Raw genomic sequence first — 15,031 nt, 5'->3', positions numbered from 1 at the left:
TCTTAACTTTCTTAACTTTCTCCTTATTTATACTGATTTTCGTAATATTTTTGGTAATCGCCAGATGTTACATTTTCTAGCCATTCTTTGTTTGATAAAAACCAATCAATTGTTAGACTCAAACCTTGCTCAAACGTTACAGATGGTTTCCAGCCTAATTCTTCGTTAATTTTAGTCGCATCAATTGCATAACGTAAATCGTGTCCTGGACGATCTTTCACAAATGTGATTAATTGTTCTGAAGTTCCTGCTTCTTTCCCTAATTTTTCATCCATTTGCTTGCACAATTCTTTCACCAAATCGATGTTTTTCCACTCGTTGAAACCTCCTACATTGTAAGAACCTCCATTTTTTCCTTCATGGAAAACTAAATCAATCGCTTTGGCATGATCGATCACAAATAACCAATCGCGTGTATATTTTCCATCTCCATAAATTGGAAGTGGATTTTCGTTCAAAATATTATGAATACACAATGGAATCAACTTTTCTGGAAAATGATTTGGTCCGTAATTATTTGAACAATTTGTCATCACAATTGGTAAACCATAGGTATCATGATAAGCTCTTACAAAATGATCCGAAGATGCTTTTGAAGCTGAATATGGTGAATGCGGATCATAAGAAGTTTCTTCCGTAAAAAAACCTTCATCTCCCAAAGCGCCAAAAACCTCATCTGTCGAAACATGATGAAAACGTTTTCCTTCGAAATTATTGTTCCAAATTGTTTTTGCAGCATTCAATAAGTTTACTGTTCCAATCACATTTGTCATCACAAAATCCAACGGATTTGTAATAGAACGATCCACGTGAGATTCGGCAGCTAAATGAATAACTCCATCTGGTTGATGTTTTTCAAAAACTTCTACTATATGTTTTGCGTCCGTAATATCAGCTTTTACGAATTCGTAATTTGATTTACTTTCGATATCTTTCAAATTCTCTAAATTTCCTGCATATGTCAACGCATCAAGGTTGATGATTTTCGTTTCAGGATATTTTAAGACAAATTCTCTTACAACGTGAGAACCGATAAATCCAGCTCCTCCAGTAATTAAAATAGTTTTCATAGTATTTTTATAATCGTTTATCAACTTCTTCTTTAGGCAAAGCCCCTTTTACATCATAAATCACTCCATTTTCTTTTAAATAATCAGATAACTGAAGATTTAAAAATTCGTCGTGCGAAACAGTCAAAATAATGGCATCAAATTTAGATCCTTCAACAAGTTCAGGATGACATTTTATTCCATATCCCTGCATCACCTCATCTGGGTTAGCCCAAGGATCTAACGTTATCACTTCTATTCCATATTCTTCTAAAGCATGAATTACGTCAATTGCTTTCGAATTACGAATATCAGGGCAATTTTCTTTAAAGGTAATTCCTAAATTTAGAACTTTTGCTCCTTTTACTTTAATATCGTTATTTATTAACAATTTAACAACTTGCGAAGCTACAAAAGCTCCCATCGAGTCATTTAATCGTCTTGCTGCAAGAATTAATTCAGAATAATAACCAATTTCTTGTGCTTTTTGAGCCAAATAAAATGGATCTACGCCAATACAATGTCCTCCCACAAGACCTGGTTTGAACGGTAAAAAATTCCATTTTGTTCCAGCTGCTTCTAAAACATCATTTGTATCAATATCCATTAGCGAAAAAATCTTCGATAATTCATTGATAAATGCAATATTGATATCACGCTGCGAATTTTCGATCACTTTTGAAGCTTCTGCCACCTTGATTGTAGGTGCTAAATGAGTCCCAGCAACAATTACAGATTTATATAAATCATCAACAATTTTTCCAATTTCTGGAGTTGAACCTGATGTTACTTTTAAAATTTTCTCAACCGTATGTTTTTTATCTCCAGGATTAATTCGCTCTGGCGAATATCCCGCATAAAAATCTTGGTTAAACTTCAATCCCGAAAATTGTTCCAATACTGGAATACATTCTTCTTCTGTAACACCTGGATAAACCGTTGATTCGTAAATAACAATATCATTTGGTTTTAAAACTTTCCCTACTGTTTCTGAAGACTTTTTAAGCGGTGTTAAATCAGGTCGATTATTCTTATCTACAGGAGTTGGAACGGTTACAATAAAAATTGTAGCATCTCTAATATCTTCTGTATTTGAAGAGCAAAACAATCCTGCACTTCGACTACGCTCAGTGTCCATTTGAGATTCTTCGACAAGCTCAGAATGTGAATTAAAAGGGTTTTGTTTAACTAAAACATTTTGTAGAACATTATTTTCAACTTCTAAAGTTGAATCTATTCCATTATTTAATTCAGCAATACGTTTCTGATTGATATCAAACCCAACAACAGGGTATTTTGTTGCAAATAATCGAGCCAAAGGTAAACCTACGTAACCTAAACCGATAACCGCTATTTTATGTTGTTGATTCATTTATTATAATATTTTCTGTACCATTGTACAAAGTTATACACTCCTTTGTCAACAGGATAATTAGGATTATAACCAAATGTATCTTTCAAATCTTGGACATCTGCCCATGTTTGATTGACATCTCCTGCTTGCATCGGATACATTTCTAAAATAGCTTTTTCACCTGTCGAATGTTCAACTTCTTTGATAAAATCCATTAATTGAACAGGTTTACTATTTCCTATATTGTATAATTGGTATTTTTCGTTTGTATTTTTATCTTCAAGTATTTTATCAATTCCTTGAATAATATCGTCAATATATGTGAAATCGCGTGATAAATCGCCGTGATTGAATACTTTTAAAGGTTGATGATTTAAGATTGCATCTGTAAACAAAAACATTGCCATATCTGGTCGTCCCCAAGGTCCATAAACGGTAAAAAAACGTAAACCTATCGTTTGGAAATCGTACAAATGACTATACGCATGCGCCATTAACTCGTTTGCTTTTTTGGTCGCCGCGTATAAACTAATGGGATGATCGACATTTTGATCGGTAGAAAATGGAACATCCGAAGAGTTTCCGTAAATACTTGAACTGCTTGCGTACAATAATTTTTTGACGTTGTAATTTCGGCAACATTCTAAAATATTTAGAAAACCAACCAAATTACTTTGTCCATAGGCATCAGGATTTTCGATACTATAACGAACACCAGCTTGTGCTGCCATGTTAACAACCGCATCAAACGAATAATCTTTGAAAAGTTGGACTAAAGCTTCTTTGTCTTCTAAATTCATTCGATAGAAAATCATCTTTTCTTCGTGTTTAGAAGAAAGAACTTTCTGATCAAAATTTGAAGCATATTCTTGATTGATTCCTAATTCTTTTAATCGATCATATTTTAACTGAACAGTGTAATAATCGTTAATATTATCAATTCCAACAACGTTGATATTTTTTCCGATTAATTTTTCAGCTAAATGATAGCCAATAAAACCAGCTACACCGGTAATAAGAACGGTTTTCATTATTTCTCCTTTTCAGAAGTTGCCACAACTTTTCTTAAGCCTGAACTCGAAAAGCGATGCGTGCGCTTGTTGTAGTAAATTTGAATATTATTGTCTAAACAATATTGTTTTCCGGTAAAGTCGATATTTCGGTATTCTTCCCCAATAATTCTAACATTAATTGGTAAAGCACTTAGCATATCAAACAAATCTTGTTCGGTTTCGTAGGGAATGATTTCGTCGACATATCGACAACCTTCTAATTGAATATAACGCTCTACAATAGATTGCGTAGGACTATTTTTGGAAGGATCTACACTTGCAGGATCTGTATTAAGTCCTACAATTAAGTAGTCGCATTGTCTTTTGGCTTCTTCGAGCATCATGATATGACCTGCATGAAGAAGGTCAAATATACCGAATGTAATTCCCGTTGTCATTTTATAATACTATTGTTGGAACGACAAATTTACGGATTTATATTGAATTAATTTTAAACTTTTATGACATAAAAAAAGCACTCAAATCGAGTGCAAAATATTTAAATTAATTCAGAATTTCTTTTTTCTAAATGCGTGTAAACATTCTTTACTTCCTGTGAATATTCTTTTTGTAGAATTAAATTCGCGGTTGGGGTATTCACAAAAATGGTATTTTGCAAACCTACAAAAGAAGTATAAACATCTGTTCCAATCACCATGTTTCCATTACGGTCGACATAATGTCCGTTCATCACAAAATAATCATACAAGGATTCGAAAGAACCTAAATCATTCCAAACAAATTTTGCTGGAACTACTTTTATCTTCTTGCTTCGTTCCATTACGGCATAATCGATACTATTTGATGGAATATTCATTGAAAGTTCTTCGTTCAATTCTCCGTTGATATTTTCAGACCATGCTATTTTAGACGCTTCGTAAATTTCTTTTTCAAATTTCTTTAACTCTTTCAATAAAACTCTCGCTTTGAAACAAAACATTCCACTGTTCCACAAAAAATTTCCTTGCTCGATAAAATCTTGCGCCGTAATATGGTTGGGCTTTTCGCGGAAAGAAAGTACGTTATCGCCTTTGTGCTCAATATAGCCATACCCTGTTTCTGGTCGTGTTGGATGCACTCCAAATGTGACAATATAGTCATTTTGTGCTAAATCGATTGCTCTATTCATCGCTTCTTGATAAGCTTCCATATCTTCAATCAAATGATCAGATGGTGTCACAATTAGAATATCATCATCCTCAACTGCTAAAGCTGCAAATGCAATTGCCGCTGCAGTATTACGTGGAACAGCTTCTACAATTTTTGTGTATTCAACATTCATTTTATCAAGTACTTCTTGACTTAAATGGTCATTATCTTTATTCCCAATCACCATTAATTTATCAGCAATTGGACGATTTCTCTGAATCGTTAACTCAAATAAAGATTGCCCATTAAACAGAGGTAAATATTGTTTGGGATGACTTTTTCGTGAAAGTGGCCAAAGTCTACTCCCAACACCACCAGATAAGATCACATTATAAATACACATAAATTCTTCTAATTCGAACTCGTAAAGATATTAAAAACTACTATATCATAACATTCTATTATGATTTTTCTTTTAAACACAAAAAAAGCGTTCAAAATTGAACGCTTTAAAGTATTAGTATTGATTTTATTAAATCATCGAAATACGTAGTGTATTGGTAATTCCTTTCTCAAATGCTGGCATTGCATTCAGATTGATGATATAATCACCATATTCTACATAACCCTCATTTTTCGCTAAAATATTGACCTCTGTAACCGTTTGATCCGTAGATGTATCGCGAGGATCGTAATTGATTGATTTTACACCCCATAACAAATTCAACATACGGTTGATTCGTTTACTTGGATTGAAAACCAAAATAAATGAATTTGGACGATGAGAAGAAATTTGGAAAGCGGTATAACCAGAATACGTCAACGTTGCAATTGCTTTCGCTCCTGTATCTTCTGCCATTTTAGCTGCATTATAACAAACCATATCAGTTACGAAACGTTCGTTTTTGATCTTTGGTTTGTGCTCAGGTACATGTACGTGATCATCATCTTCAACAGTTTGAAGAATTTTTGTCATTTTCTCGATAACTTGTACAGGATATTGTCCTACAGAAGTTTCTCCAGATAACATTACCGCATCTGCTCCATCAAAAACTGCATTTGCAACGTCAGAAACCTCAGCACGAGTTGGTGTTAAACTCGAAATCATAGTTTCCATCATTTGTGTTGCAACAATAACTGGTTTACGCGCTAATTTCGCTTTGTCAATTAATTGTTTTTGCGCTTTTGGAACGATTTCAAACGGAACCTCAACTCCTAAATCTCCACGAGCAACCATTAATCCATCCGAAAATTCTAAAATATCATCAATATTTTCTAATGCTTCTGGTTTTTCGATTTTAGAGATAATTGGAATTTTTACTGTTCCATTTTCTTTGATAAATTCTGATAAATCTTTTACATCTTGTCCAGAACGAACGAAAGATAATGCAAACCAATCGACACGATTTTCGATTGCGAATTTTGCATCTTCTTTATCTTTTTCTGTTAGAGCAGGTAAAGAAATATTGGTATTTGGTAAGTTAACTCCTTTTTTAGAACGTAATGGACCTCCTTGAATCGTTTCTGCTTTTACAGTATCTGTTCCGTTTGTCTCGATTACTTTGAAGATTAATTTTCCGTCATCAATCAAAATATTTTCTCCCACTTGCACATCTTGCGCAAACTTTTTGTACGTCATAAAAACTTTTTCTTTCGTTCCTACAACATCTTCGTTGGTGAAAGTTAAAATTTCTCCTGGATTGATTACGAAATCTTCGTGTTCCATTTTTCCAATACGCAACTTAGGTCCTTGTAAATCCGCTAAAATTGCTGTATTGTAGCCATGATCGTTATTTAATTGATGAATTGTTTCAATCTTACGTTTCACATCCGCATAGTCTGCGTGCGAAAAGTTGATACGGAACACATCTGTTCCTTTTCTCATCATTTCTAATAAAATCTCTGGACTATCGGTTGCCGGACCTAAAGTCGCGACAATTTTTGTCTTTTTAAGATATTGTCTATCGTAAATCATAATTTTTCCCTTTTTTTTTGCACAATATTTTGTTAGAAAACCAATTGATCTGCATTGCTAATCAAATCGATATCTATTTTTTTGATCGTTCTTATAAAATCTTTTTCTACAAATGGTAGTTGAAGATATTGTAGTTCATCTTCCCAACCAGAGATTTTTACTACATAGTTGCAATCCTTGTAATTTGGCACAAGAATAACGCTCTCTTTGAAAAGATTTGATAAATCTACTTCATTTTTTTTAAAATCGTATTGATTTGGAGTATTTTTAATGATATGATAATCTATTTTATTTGCTTCATCTAACCATTGATAGGTTTCGAAAAAATAAGTATGCTCATCTAACCGAATATCCAAATCGTGAATACGCTCAAAACGCGTATCAAAAGTAGAGTTGAGATGGAAAATAAATTGTGTAGAAGTGTTAAAACTAGAATTTACGCCTATGAGATGAAAATCTATCCAATCATCATATAAGAGTAATTCTGCCATGTTTCTAAACTTTTTCTATTTTCTTTTGTAGCGAATAATAGGCGCGTTTTGCTGCGCTTTCTTCCGCTTTCTTTTTAGAAGTTCCTCTCCCTTTCGAGATGACTTTATCATTGAGACGAATAACTGACACAAAAACTTGCAAATCTTCTGCGTTTTGCTCCTCAAATGTATTGAATCTTATCGTATTTCTCGTTTTTTGACTCCATTCCAAAATCAACGATTTGTGACTTGTAATCGTGTGCTCCAAACGATCTAAATCCGCATAAGGGTCAATAATTTTGATTTGAATAAATTTTTGTACTGCAGCTATGCCTCCATCAACATAAATTGCACCAACCAAAGCTTCCAACATATCACCATTTACGTCTTCACCCAAATTGTTATGATTGTTCATTGGATCCAAATAATCTAACAAACCAAGTTGTTTGGAAACGGCATTCAATTGCTTACGCGAAACAATTTTAGAGCGCATTTTTGTCAAATAACCTTCTTGTTGATCGGGCGCTTTGTAGTATAAGTACATTGCTGCAGAAGCACCAAGTAATGCATCTCCTAAAAACTCTAATCTTTCAAAGTTTATACTGTTTCCATTTTCATCTTTTTTCTGTGCAGATCTGTGGGTAAATGCTTCTTTAAAAACCTCAACATTGCGAGGAGTATAACCCAAAATCGACTTCAAAAATTTCAAAAAAGGATCAGATGAATTTGAATCATCACGATGATTTTTAAAAGAAAATAATTTTTTTAAGAAAGACATTACTTATACTTCTTAAATATCACACAAGCATTGTGACCACCGAAACCAAAAGTATTACTCAATGCATAATCTACATTTTTCTCTTTTGCTTTATTAAATGTATAATCGATTTTCGGATCAAGATTTTCATCATCCGTAAAATGATTAATTGTTGGTGGAACGATACTGTTATTGATTGCTCCAATAGCCGAAATCGCTTCAATAATCCCTGCACCACCTAATAAGTGACCAGTCATAGATTTTGTTGAATTGATTTGAATATTATAAGCATGTTCTCCAAATAATTTTTGAATAGCTTTAGATTCTGCAATATCACCTAATGGTGTAGATGTTCCGTGCATATTGATATGATCCACGTCTTCTACGCTGATATTGGCATCTAATAAAGCTTCTTTCATCACATTTAATGCGCCTACTCCCTCTGGATGTGGTGCTGTAATATGGTGAGCATCTGCTGTCATTCCTGTTCCTACTAATTCTGCATAAATGGTAGCTCCACGCGCAATAGCATGTTCGTACTCTTCTAACACAATACATCCAGCTCCTTCTCCCATTACAAAACCGTCACGGTCTTTGTCGAATGGTCTTGAAGCAGTTTGTGGATCATCATTTCGTGTAGATAACGCATGTAATGCATTGAAACCTCCAATACTTGATGCTGTAATCGCAGCTTCTGAACCTCCTGTTACAATTGCTTCTGCTTTTCCAAGTCTTAATAACATATAAGCGTCAATAATTGCATTTGTTGAAGAGGCACATGCCGAAACAGTTGTATAATTAGGTCCCATAAGACCAAATTCCATTGAAATATGACCAGGCGTGATATCTGCAATCATCTTAGGGATAAAGAAAGGATTGAAACGTGGTGTTCCATTTCCTGTCGCGTAATTCGAAACTTCTTCTTCAAAAGTTTTAATTCCACCGATACCAGATCCCCATATAACGCCGATACGCTCTTTGTTTACATTTGTATCTTCTAAGATTCCACTGTGTTTTATTGCCTCTCTAGCTGCAATAATTCCCAATTGGGCACAACGGTCAATTTTTCTTGCCTCTTTACGATCAAAATGATCTTCGATATTGAAGTTTTTGATCTCACAAGCAAATTGTGTCTTAAAAAGAGTTGCGTCAAAAAGCGTAATAGGCGCAGCGCCACTTACACCATTCACTAATCCATTCCAGTATTCTTGGTATGAATTTCCGATTGGTGTTAGCGCGCCTAAACCTGTTACTACTACTCTTTTTAATTCCATAAAATAGGAACTATTACTTGTTTAAGTCTTCGATGTATGTTACAGCTTGACCTACAGTTGAAATTTTTTCTGCTTGATCGTCTGGAATTTGGATATCAAATTCTTTTTCGAATTCCATGATTAATTCTACTGTGTCTAATGAATCAGCTCCTAAATCGTTAGTGAAACTTGCTTCTAGCGTAACTTCGCTTTCGTCAACTCCTAATTTATCTACGATAATCGCTTTCACTCTTGATGTAATGTCAGACATAATTTTCTAATTTTAATTGTTGTAAACTAGTGCAAAAATATAAAACTTATATTAAATACAAGCTTTTTTTTATATGCACGCATAAGAACTTGGAAATATATGGTGAATAAACATGCACGAAAACGTTTAAGTGAATGACATAAGTCAAATTTTTCACGCTTCTTTTTATTGTAACTTTGTACAAAGTTTTTACCTTTAAAATTTTAAAAATACTTTAAAAATCACAAAAATGAGCATAGAATTGGCATCTTACGGAATAAAAAATTCCAAAATTAACTATCAATTATCTCCTGAAGAGCTTACAGAGAAAATGATAGAATTAGGACAGGGAGAAATTACATCTTCTGGAGCAGTAAATATGTTAACCGGAGAATTTACAGGACGTTCTCCTAAAGATCGTTTTATTGTTAAAGACGAAATCACTGCAGAAAACGTTTGGTGGGATGGAAACATCAATATTCCTTTCGATTCTGATAAATTTGACGCTTTATACGATAAAGTTGTTGAGCATTTAAGCAACCGCGAAATTTATGTACGTGATGCTTTTGCTTGTGCTGACGATGCATACAAAACAAAAATTAGAGCAATTACAGAAACTCCTGCAGCTAATTTATTTATCTATAACATGTTTATCCGTCCAACAGAAGAAGAATTAAAAAACTTTGGTGATGCTGAATGGACAATTATCAATGCACCAACTTTTGTTGCAGATGCAGACGAAGATGGTACAAGACAACACAATTTCTCTATCTTAAATTTTAAACGTAAAATCGTTTTAAACGGAGGAACTGGTTATACAGGAGAAATGAAAAAAGGTATTTTTTCTGCCTTGAACTTCATCATGCCCGTATTTAGAAATACTTTACCAATGCACTGTTCTGCTAACTCAGGTGAAAACGGAGATACAGCAATGTTCTTTGGATTATCTGGTACAGGAAAAACAACTTTATCGGCAGACAAAAACAGACGTTTAATTGGTGATGATGAACATGGATGGACAGAAGATAATACTGTTTTCAATTTTGAAGGTGGTTGTTATGCAAAAGTAATTAACTTATCTCCAGAAGGTGAGCCAGAAATTTTTGCTGCAATCAAAGATGGAGCTTTATTAGAAAACTGTAAATTAATTCCAGGAACTAACGAGGTTGATTTTACAGATACATCTATCACAGAAAACACACGTGTTTCTTATCCAATTGATTATATCGAAAATATTGCAGTTCCATCTGTAGGAAAAAATCCTAAAAACATTTTCTTCTTATCGTTTGATGCTTACGGAGTTTTCCCTCCAATTGCAAAATTAAACCCAGATCAAGCAGCTTACTTGTTTATCTCTGGATATACATCTAAAGTGGCTGGTACAGAAGCTGGTGTTACAGAGCCTCAAACTACATTCTCTACATGTTTTGGTGCGCCATTTATGCCGTTACACCCAACTAAATATGCTGAAATGTTGAGCGATAAAGTTGAAAAAACTGGTGTAAATGTTTGGTTAATCAACACAGGTTGGAATGGTAAAAAAGAACGCATGTCTTTAAAAGATACACGTGCGGTTATCAATGCCGCTTTAAATGGAGATTTAGACAACGTAGAATTCAAAAAAGATCCTTATTTTGGGTTTGAAGTTCCAGTTGCAATCGAAGGTGTTGCTTCAGAAAAATTAAGTCCAGCTACTTCTTTTGATTCTACAGCAGCATACGAAGCAAATGCAAAAGAATTAGCCGATAAATTTAAAGCGAACTTCAAGAAATTTGAAGAGTTTGCAACGGCTGATTTATTAGCTGGTGGACCAACGATTTAAGATTAAAACTGTGATTTAGATTGAGGTTAAGATTGAGTTTTTAACTCATTTTGAAAATCAGAAATAAATATAAAACCGAGCAAATTGCTCGGTTTTTTTTATGTTTTTAAACTTTTGAAGATTCGTAGAAATAGATGATTGTTTGATATAAAAATCAATAGCTTACTCATAGTTTTTTCATCTTTGATGAAATTACATTTTCAAGTAAAAATCCTTTGTCAACTTAATATAATCTTCTGTGTATTGATGACGATCGACTTCGATAATTAATTCTTTTTCTTCTACTTCTTTTTCATGAAAACTAAATTCTAATAACACACGTTTTGTTAACGTTGTCGAATTCCCTTTGATATAAACGACACGAGATAGTTTTAAAGCATTTTGAGCAGCTATCGTACAAAAACCATCCATTTGATCGTATGGAATTATAAAACTTGCTAATCCGCCTTTTTGTAGTAATTCAGCCGTTTTTTTGATTAGCTCTTCAAATGTTAAGGTTTCTTGCTGCCGTGCTTGTTTACGCGCATCAAAATCAACCGTATCATTCACCACAAAAAAAGGTGGATTACTGACAATCAAATCATATTTTTTATTGGTTGAATAATCTTGAAGCGATGAATTAAAAATGGTTAATCGATCTGAAAAAGGTGCATTATCGAAATTTTCTTTTGCTTGTAAAAAAGCAGCGTTATCAATTTCTATTGCATCAATCATCGAATGAGGAAAACGTTGCGCTAACATCAACGAAATTAATCCAGTTCCTGTACCAATATCTAAAATAGTATTTCCATTTTTTAAATCAGCCCAAGCACCAAGTAAAACACCATCTGTGCCTACTTTCATTGCGGTTTTGTCTTGAAAAATTTCGAATTGTTTGAATCGAAAAGGTTTTCTATTCATTGCAAGGAATCAAAATGTAGAATGTTGTACCAACAGAAATTTCAGTTTCGAAACGAATTGTTCCATCATAATCGTCAATAATTTTTTTCACCATTGGCAAACCAATTCCCATTCCACTATTCTTTGTTGTAAACTTTGGAACAAAAATAGAATCTTGTGATTCGACAGGAATTCCATTCCCGTTATCTTGAATGGTTATATGCAAAAAACCATCCACTAAAAACACATCTACTTTAACTTTCGCTATACGAGATTTCGGAATAGATTGAAACGCATTCTTTGTAATATTGGTGATAATTCGATTCAAATATTGTTTATCAAAAGTCATCATGATGATGTTGGGAGAATAATTAAATTCGATAAACTCCAATGGAAAAACATATAGCGCATTTTTTATGACGTCTACCACATCAATTTTTGCATCTTTACGAGAAGGCATTTTAGCAAAATCTGAAAAAGCTTCGGCTATCGCAGAGATGGTATCAATTTGTTGCAATAAAATATTAGTTGTTCGCATCGTCTTTTCTTCAAGATTTGGATCATTTACATCAAATTTTCGCATATAATTCTGTAGCATTAATCGCATTGGTGTTAATGGATTCTTGACTTCATGCGCAACTTGTTTCGCAAAATCTCGCCATGCTTCTTCTCGTTCTTGCTTAGCCAACAAATCAGATTGTTCTTTTAATCGAAATAGCATATCATTATAGGAGTCGACCAGAACTTTTATTTCATCGTTACCATCGTAACGAATCGGCATATTGTTTACAATAACTTCTGTTTCGCGAATACGATCTGCAAACGACCAAAGTTTATTAAGCGTACGTTTAGTAACAAAATAGACCGCAAATGTTCCAAACAAAAGAATAACTCCAAAAGCCAATCCATAACTACCAATTAATGTAAACATGTCTTGTTGTAAAAAATCTTGGTTAGATTGATAAGGTAGACAGAGAACAGCAATATTTTCGTTGTAATAATTTTTGATATTACTATAAGACGAATAAACATTGTTATCGTAAGCCGTATCTTTATTCGTTACAATAAAATCATTTGATTTTTGTAGTTGGTCTAATATTTTCTGAGGTAAAACATCATAAGTCGTTGAAACTGGCTGTGTGGTTAAAATTTTATTACCACGCAAATCATAAATTACAATATCGGTTTTATTGATATCACCGATGCGAAGAAAACCATCTTCTAAAATGTCATGAATATTATCTTTGCTTGCTATCCCAGGGTAATTATCCATTTCATAATCTATCGCAGATTCTACCGCTCTAACTTTTCGTTTGAGAATATCTTCGTGATATTGTTTAGTTTGTGCATTGAAATGATTGGCAGTAATCAGCAAGATAGCTCCTGCTGTAAATAACAAAATCGTTACCATATAAATGATAATACGAACGGGTAGCGATAGGTTATTTTTTTTTCTAATCATTTTATTTTTGGAATAATCTTTTGACGTATTTTCCTAAGATATCAAATTCTAAATTCATTGTATCGCCAACTTTCACTTGATTAAGGTTTGTAAACTCCCAAGTATATGGAATAATTGCAACCGAAAACTGCCCTACTTTACTGTCAACAACTGTTAAACTAATTCCGTTAAGACAAATCGAACCTTTTTCTACTGTAACATTTCCAGACGATGCTTCATCATATTCTACTGTAACAAAAAAGCTACCATTTTGGTTTTCTATCGAAACAATTTTTCCGGTTTGATCTACATGACCCTGCACAATGTGACCATCGATACGACCATTGAATTGCAAACATCGTTCTAAATTGATCAAATCACCTTCTTTTAAAGTGTTAAAATTTGTTTTTTGTAAGGTTTCCTCTATAGCAGTAACTTTATAAAGTCCATCTTTGAAATCAACAACCGTTAAACAGACTCCATTATGTGCAACACTTTGATCAATTTTTAATTCATCACAAAAATCAGCTTCAATCCATAAATGTAAATTAGATTGCTCTTTCTCTGCTTTTATAAGCTTTCCTACTCCTTCTACGATTCCTGTAAACATGATGTTATTTTTGGTGAAATTAATAATTAATTTAAACTTATAAAATGAAAAAGGGATGATTTTAAAACATCATCCCTTAAAATATATTATAACTCTGTAATAATTTTTACTCTACAGTAACAGATTTTGCCAAGTTACGAGGCTGATCTACATTCTTACCTAATTTAACAGCAATCCAGTACGATAATAATTGTAATGGAATAGCTGTTAGGATTGGTGAGAATTCTTCTGCTGTTTCTGGGATTACTACGTAATCATCTGCCATAGCAGTTACTTGCTCATCACCATCATTAACAATTGCAATTACTTTGGCGCTACGTGATTTAATTTCTTGAATATTAGAAACTACTTTTTCGTAATAACCTTTTTTCGTTGCAATAACGATAACTGGCATATTTTCGTCCAATAACGCAATTGGCCCGTGCTTCATCTCTGCTGCTGGATAACCCTCTGCGTGGATATATGAAATCTCTTTCAATTTTAATGCTCCTTCTAAAGCCGATGGATAGTTGTATCCACGTCCTAAATAAATTGCATTTCTGTTGTCTTTGTATTTTTCTGCGATTTGATCAACAACCCCTTCACAGTTGTCTAAAATTTGTTGAACTAAATCTGGGATACGCTCTAATTCTCGTGTTAACAATGTAAATTTCTCTGTTGATAATTCACCGTTTTGTTTACCTAATTTTAAGGCAATCAATGCTAAAATTGTTAACTGAGCTGTAAATGCTTTTGTTGATGCAACACCAATTTCTGGTCCTGCATGTGTATAAGCACCAGCATCTGTAATACGAGCAATAGAAGAACCTACAACATTGTTGATTCCAAAGATAAATGCACCATTTTCTTTTGCTAATTTAAGTGCTGCCAATGTATCTGCTGTTTCTCCAGATTGAGAAATTGCAATCACGACATCGTGTTTATTGATGATTGGATTGCGGTAACGGAACTCAGATGCATATTCTACTTCTACAGGAATACGAGCGAAATCTTCGATCATGTATTCTGCAACCAAACCTGCATGGTAAGA

15 protein-coding genes are annotated in these 15,031 nt (G+C 33.5%); 1 reads left to right on the top strand and 14 read right to left on the bottom strand.

The genetic code is table 11. The features are described from left to right. Positions 1-23: 23 nt before the first annotated feature. From rfbB to B2X73_RS14160, 10 genes are all read right to left on the bottom strand, one after another. Positions 24-1,070 (bottom strand): dTDP-glucose 4,6-dehydratase, encoded by a 1,047-nt coding sequence (gene rfbB, locus B2X73_RS14205; RefSeq protein WP_291096768.1) that lies wholly within the window; start codon positions 1,068-1,070, stop codon positions 24-26. A gap of 7 nt (positions 1,071-1,077) precedes the next feature. Further along, the gene (locus B2X73_RS14200; protein ID WP_291096766.1) at positions 1,078-2,421 is read right to left on the bottom strand and encodes a nucleotide sugar dehydrogenase; all 1,344 of its coding nucleotides are present in this window, start codon (positions 2,419-2,421) and stop codon (positions 1,078-1,080) included. Then, positions 2,418-3,434, bottom strand: coding sequence for an NAD-dependent epimerase/dehydratase family protein (locus B2X73_RS14195; protein WP_291096764.1), 1,017 nt, complete (start codon positions 3,432-3,434; stop codon positions 2,418-2,420). The genes B2X73_RS14200 and B2X73_RS14195 overlap by 4 nt, the downstream gene beginning before the upstream one ends. Next, entirely contained in the window at positions 3,434-3,853 is a 420-nt protein-coding gene (locus B2X73_RS14190) for an adenylyltransferase/cytidyltransferase family protein (RefSeq protein WP_280045915.1), read from the bottom strand. Before B2X73_RS14190 ends, B2X73_RS14195 begins: the two co-directional genes overlap by 1 nt. A gap of 101 nt (positions 3,854-3,954) precedes the next feature. Continuing rightward, positions 3,955-4,947, bottom strand: a complete 993-nt coding sequence (locus B2X73_RS14185) for a mannose-1-phosphate guanylyltransferase (RefSeq protein ID WP_291096762.1) — start codon at positions 4,945-4,947, stop codon at positions 3,955-3,957. A 129-nt stretch (positions 4,948-5,076) separates the two neighbouring features. After that, complete coding sequence (pyk, locus tag B2X73_RS14180) at positions 5,077-6,519, bottom strand: pyruvate kinase (protein ID WP_291096760.1); 1,443 nt, start codon at positions 6,517-6,519, stop codon at positions 5,077-5,079. A gap of 32 nt (positions 6,520-6,551) precedes the next feature. Further along, the gene (locus B2X73_RS14175) at positions 6,552-7,010 is read right to left on the bottom strand and encodes an IPExxxVDY family protein (protein ID WP_038335999.1); all 459 of its coding nucleotides are present in this window, start codon (positions 7,008-7,010) and stop codon (positions 6,552-6,554) included. Positions 7,011-7,014: 4 nt separating this feature from the next. Further along, on the bottom strand, positions 7,015-7,767 hold the full coding sequence (rnc, locus tag B2X73_RS14170) for a ribonuclease III (protein ID WP_291096758.1): 753 nt from the start codon (positions 7,765-7,767) through the stop codon (positions 7,015-7,017). Then, the gene (fabF, locus tag B2X73_RS14165) at positions 7,767-9,020 is read right to left on the bottom strand and encodes a beta-ketoacyl-ACP synthase II (protein WP_291096756.1); all 1,254 of its coding nucleotides are present in this window, start codon (positions 9,018-9,020) and stop codon (positions 7,767-7,769) included. Before fabF ends, rnc begins: the two co-directional genes overlap by 1 nt. A gap of 13 nt (positions 9,021-9,033) precedes the next feature. Beyond that, positions 9,034-9,270: an acyl carrier protein gene (locus tag B2X73_RS14160; RefSeq protein WP_038336002.1), complete on the bottom strand. Its 237-nt coding sequence runs from the start codon at positions 9,268-9,270 to the stop codon at positions 9,034-9,036. A gap of 229 nt (positions 9,271-9,499) precedes the next feature. Here B2X73_RS14160 and pckA point away from each other — a divergent pair, with 229 nt between their 5' ends. Further along, on the top strand, positions 9,500-11,071 hold the full coding sequence (pckA, locus tag B2X73_RS14155; protein WP_291096754.1) for a phosphoenolpyruvate carboxykinase (ATP): 1,572 nt from the start codon (positions 9,500-9,502) through the stop codon (positions 11,069-11,071). A 192-nt stretch (positions 11,072-11,263) separates the two neighbouring features. Here the strand turns inward: pckA and B2X73_RS14150 are convergent, their stop codons facing one another. The 4 genes from B2X73_RS14150 to glmS form a co-directional block, all read right to left on the bottom strand. Next, complete coding sequence (locus B2X73_RS14150) at positions 11,264-11,914, bottom strand: tRNA1(Val) (adenine(37)-N6)-methyltransferase (RefSeq protein WP_291096752.1); 651 nt, start codon at positions 11,912-11,914, stop codon at positions 11,264-11,266. Positions 11,915-11,963: 49 nt separating this feature from the next. Beyond that, a complete protein-coding gene (locus B2X73_RS14145) occupies positions 11,964-13,412 on the bottom strand; it encodes an ATP-binding protein (protein WP_291096750.1) in 1,449 nt (482 codons plus the stop codon). Position 13,413: 1 nt separating this feature from the next. Then, a complete protein-coding gene (locus tag B2X73_RS14140; protein ID WP_221854045.1) occupies positions 13,414-14,001 on the bottom strand; it encodes a riboflavin synthase in 588 nt (195 codons plus the stop codon). 106 nt (positions 14,002-14,107) lie between these two features. After that, on the bottom strand, positions 14,108-15,031 hold a 924-nt coding region (gene glmS, locus B2X73_RS14135; protein ID WP_291096748.1), incomplete at its 5' end, for a glutamine--fructose-6-phosphate transaminase (isomerizing).

Source organism: Empedobacter sp. UBA7252, from assembly GCF_002472765.1.
GTDB classification, from domain to species: Bacteria; Bacteroidota; Bacteroidia; order Flavobacteriales; family Weeksellaceae; genus Empedobacter; species Empedobacter falsenii_B.
This window is presented reverse-complemented; position numbering and strand designations above follow the sequence as displayed.

Coding starts and splice junctions, on each gene's coding strand:
- rfbB (WP_291096768.1), bottom strand. CDS start 1,070: ATGAAAACTATTTTAATTACTGGAGGAGCTGGATTTATCGGTTCTCAC.
- B2X73_RS14200 (WP_291096766.1), bottom strand. CDS start 2,421: ATGAATCAACAACATAAAATAGCGGTTATCGGTTTAGGTTACGTAGGT.
- B2X73_RS14195 (WP_291096764.1), bottom strand. CDS start 3,434: ATGAAAACCGTTCTTATTACCGGTGTAGCTGGTTTTATTGGCTATCAT.
- B2X73_RS14190 (WP_280045915.1), bottom strand. CDS start 3,853: ATGACAACGGGAATTACATTCGGTATATTTGACCTTCTTCATGCAGGT.
- B2X73_RS14185 (WP_291096762.1), bottom strand. CDS start 4,947: ATGTGTATTTATAATGTGATCTTATCTGGTGGTGTTGGGAGTAGACTT.
- pyk (WP_291096760.1), bottom strand. CDS start 6,519: ATGATTTACGATAGACAATATCTTAAAAAGACAAAAATTGTCGCGACT.
- B2X73_RS14175 (WP_038335999.1), bottom strand. CDS start 7,010: ATGGCAGAATTACTCTTATATGATGATTGGATAGATTTTCATCTCATA.
- rnc (WP_291096758.1), bottom strand. CDS start 7,767: ATGTCTTTCTTAAAAAAATTATTTTCTTTTAAAAATCATCGTGATGAT.
- fabF (WP_291096756.1), bottom strand. CDS start 9,020: ATGGAATTAAAAAGAGTAGTAGTAACAGGTTTAGGCGCGCTAACACCA.
- B2X73_RS14160 (WP_038336002.1), bottom strand. CDS start 9,270: ATGTCTGACATTACATCAAGAGTGAAAGCGATTATCGTAGATAAATTA.
- pckA (WP_291096754.1), top strand. CDS start 9,500: ATGAGCATAGAATTGGCATCTTACGGAATAAAAAATTCCAAAATTAAC.
- B2X73_RS14150 (WP_291096752.1), bottom strand. CDS start 11,914: ATGAAAGTAGGCACAGATGGTGTTTTACTTGGTGCTTGGGCTGATTTA.
- B2X73_RS14145 (WP_291096750.1), bottom strand. CDS start 13,412: ATGATTAGAAAAAAAAATAACCTATCGCTACCCGTTCGTATTATCATT.
- B2X73_RS14140 (WP_221854045.1), bottom strand. CDS start 14,001: ATGTTTACAGGAATCGTAGAAGGAGTAGGAAAGCTTATAAAAGCAGAG.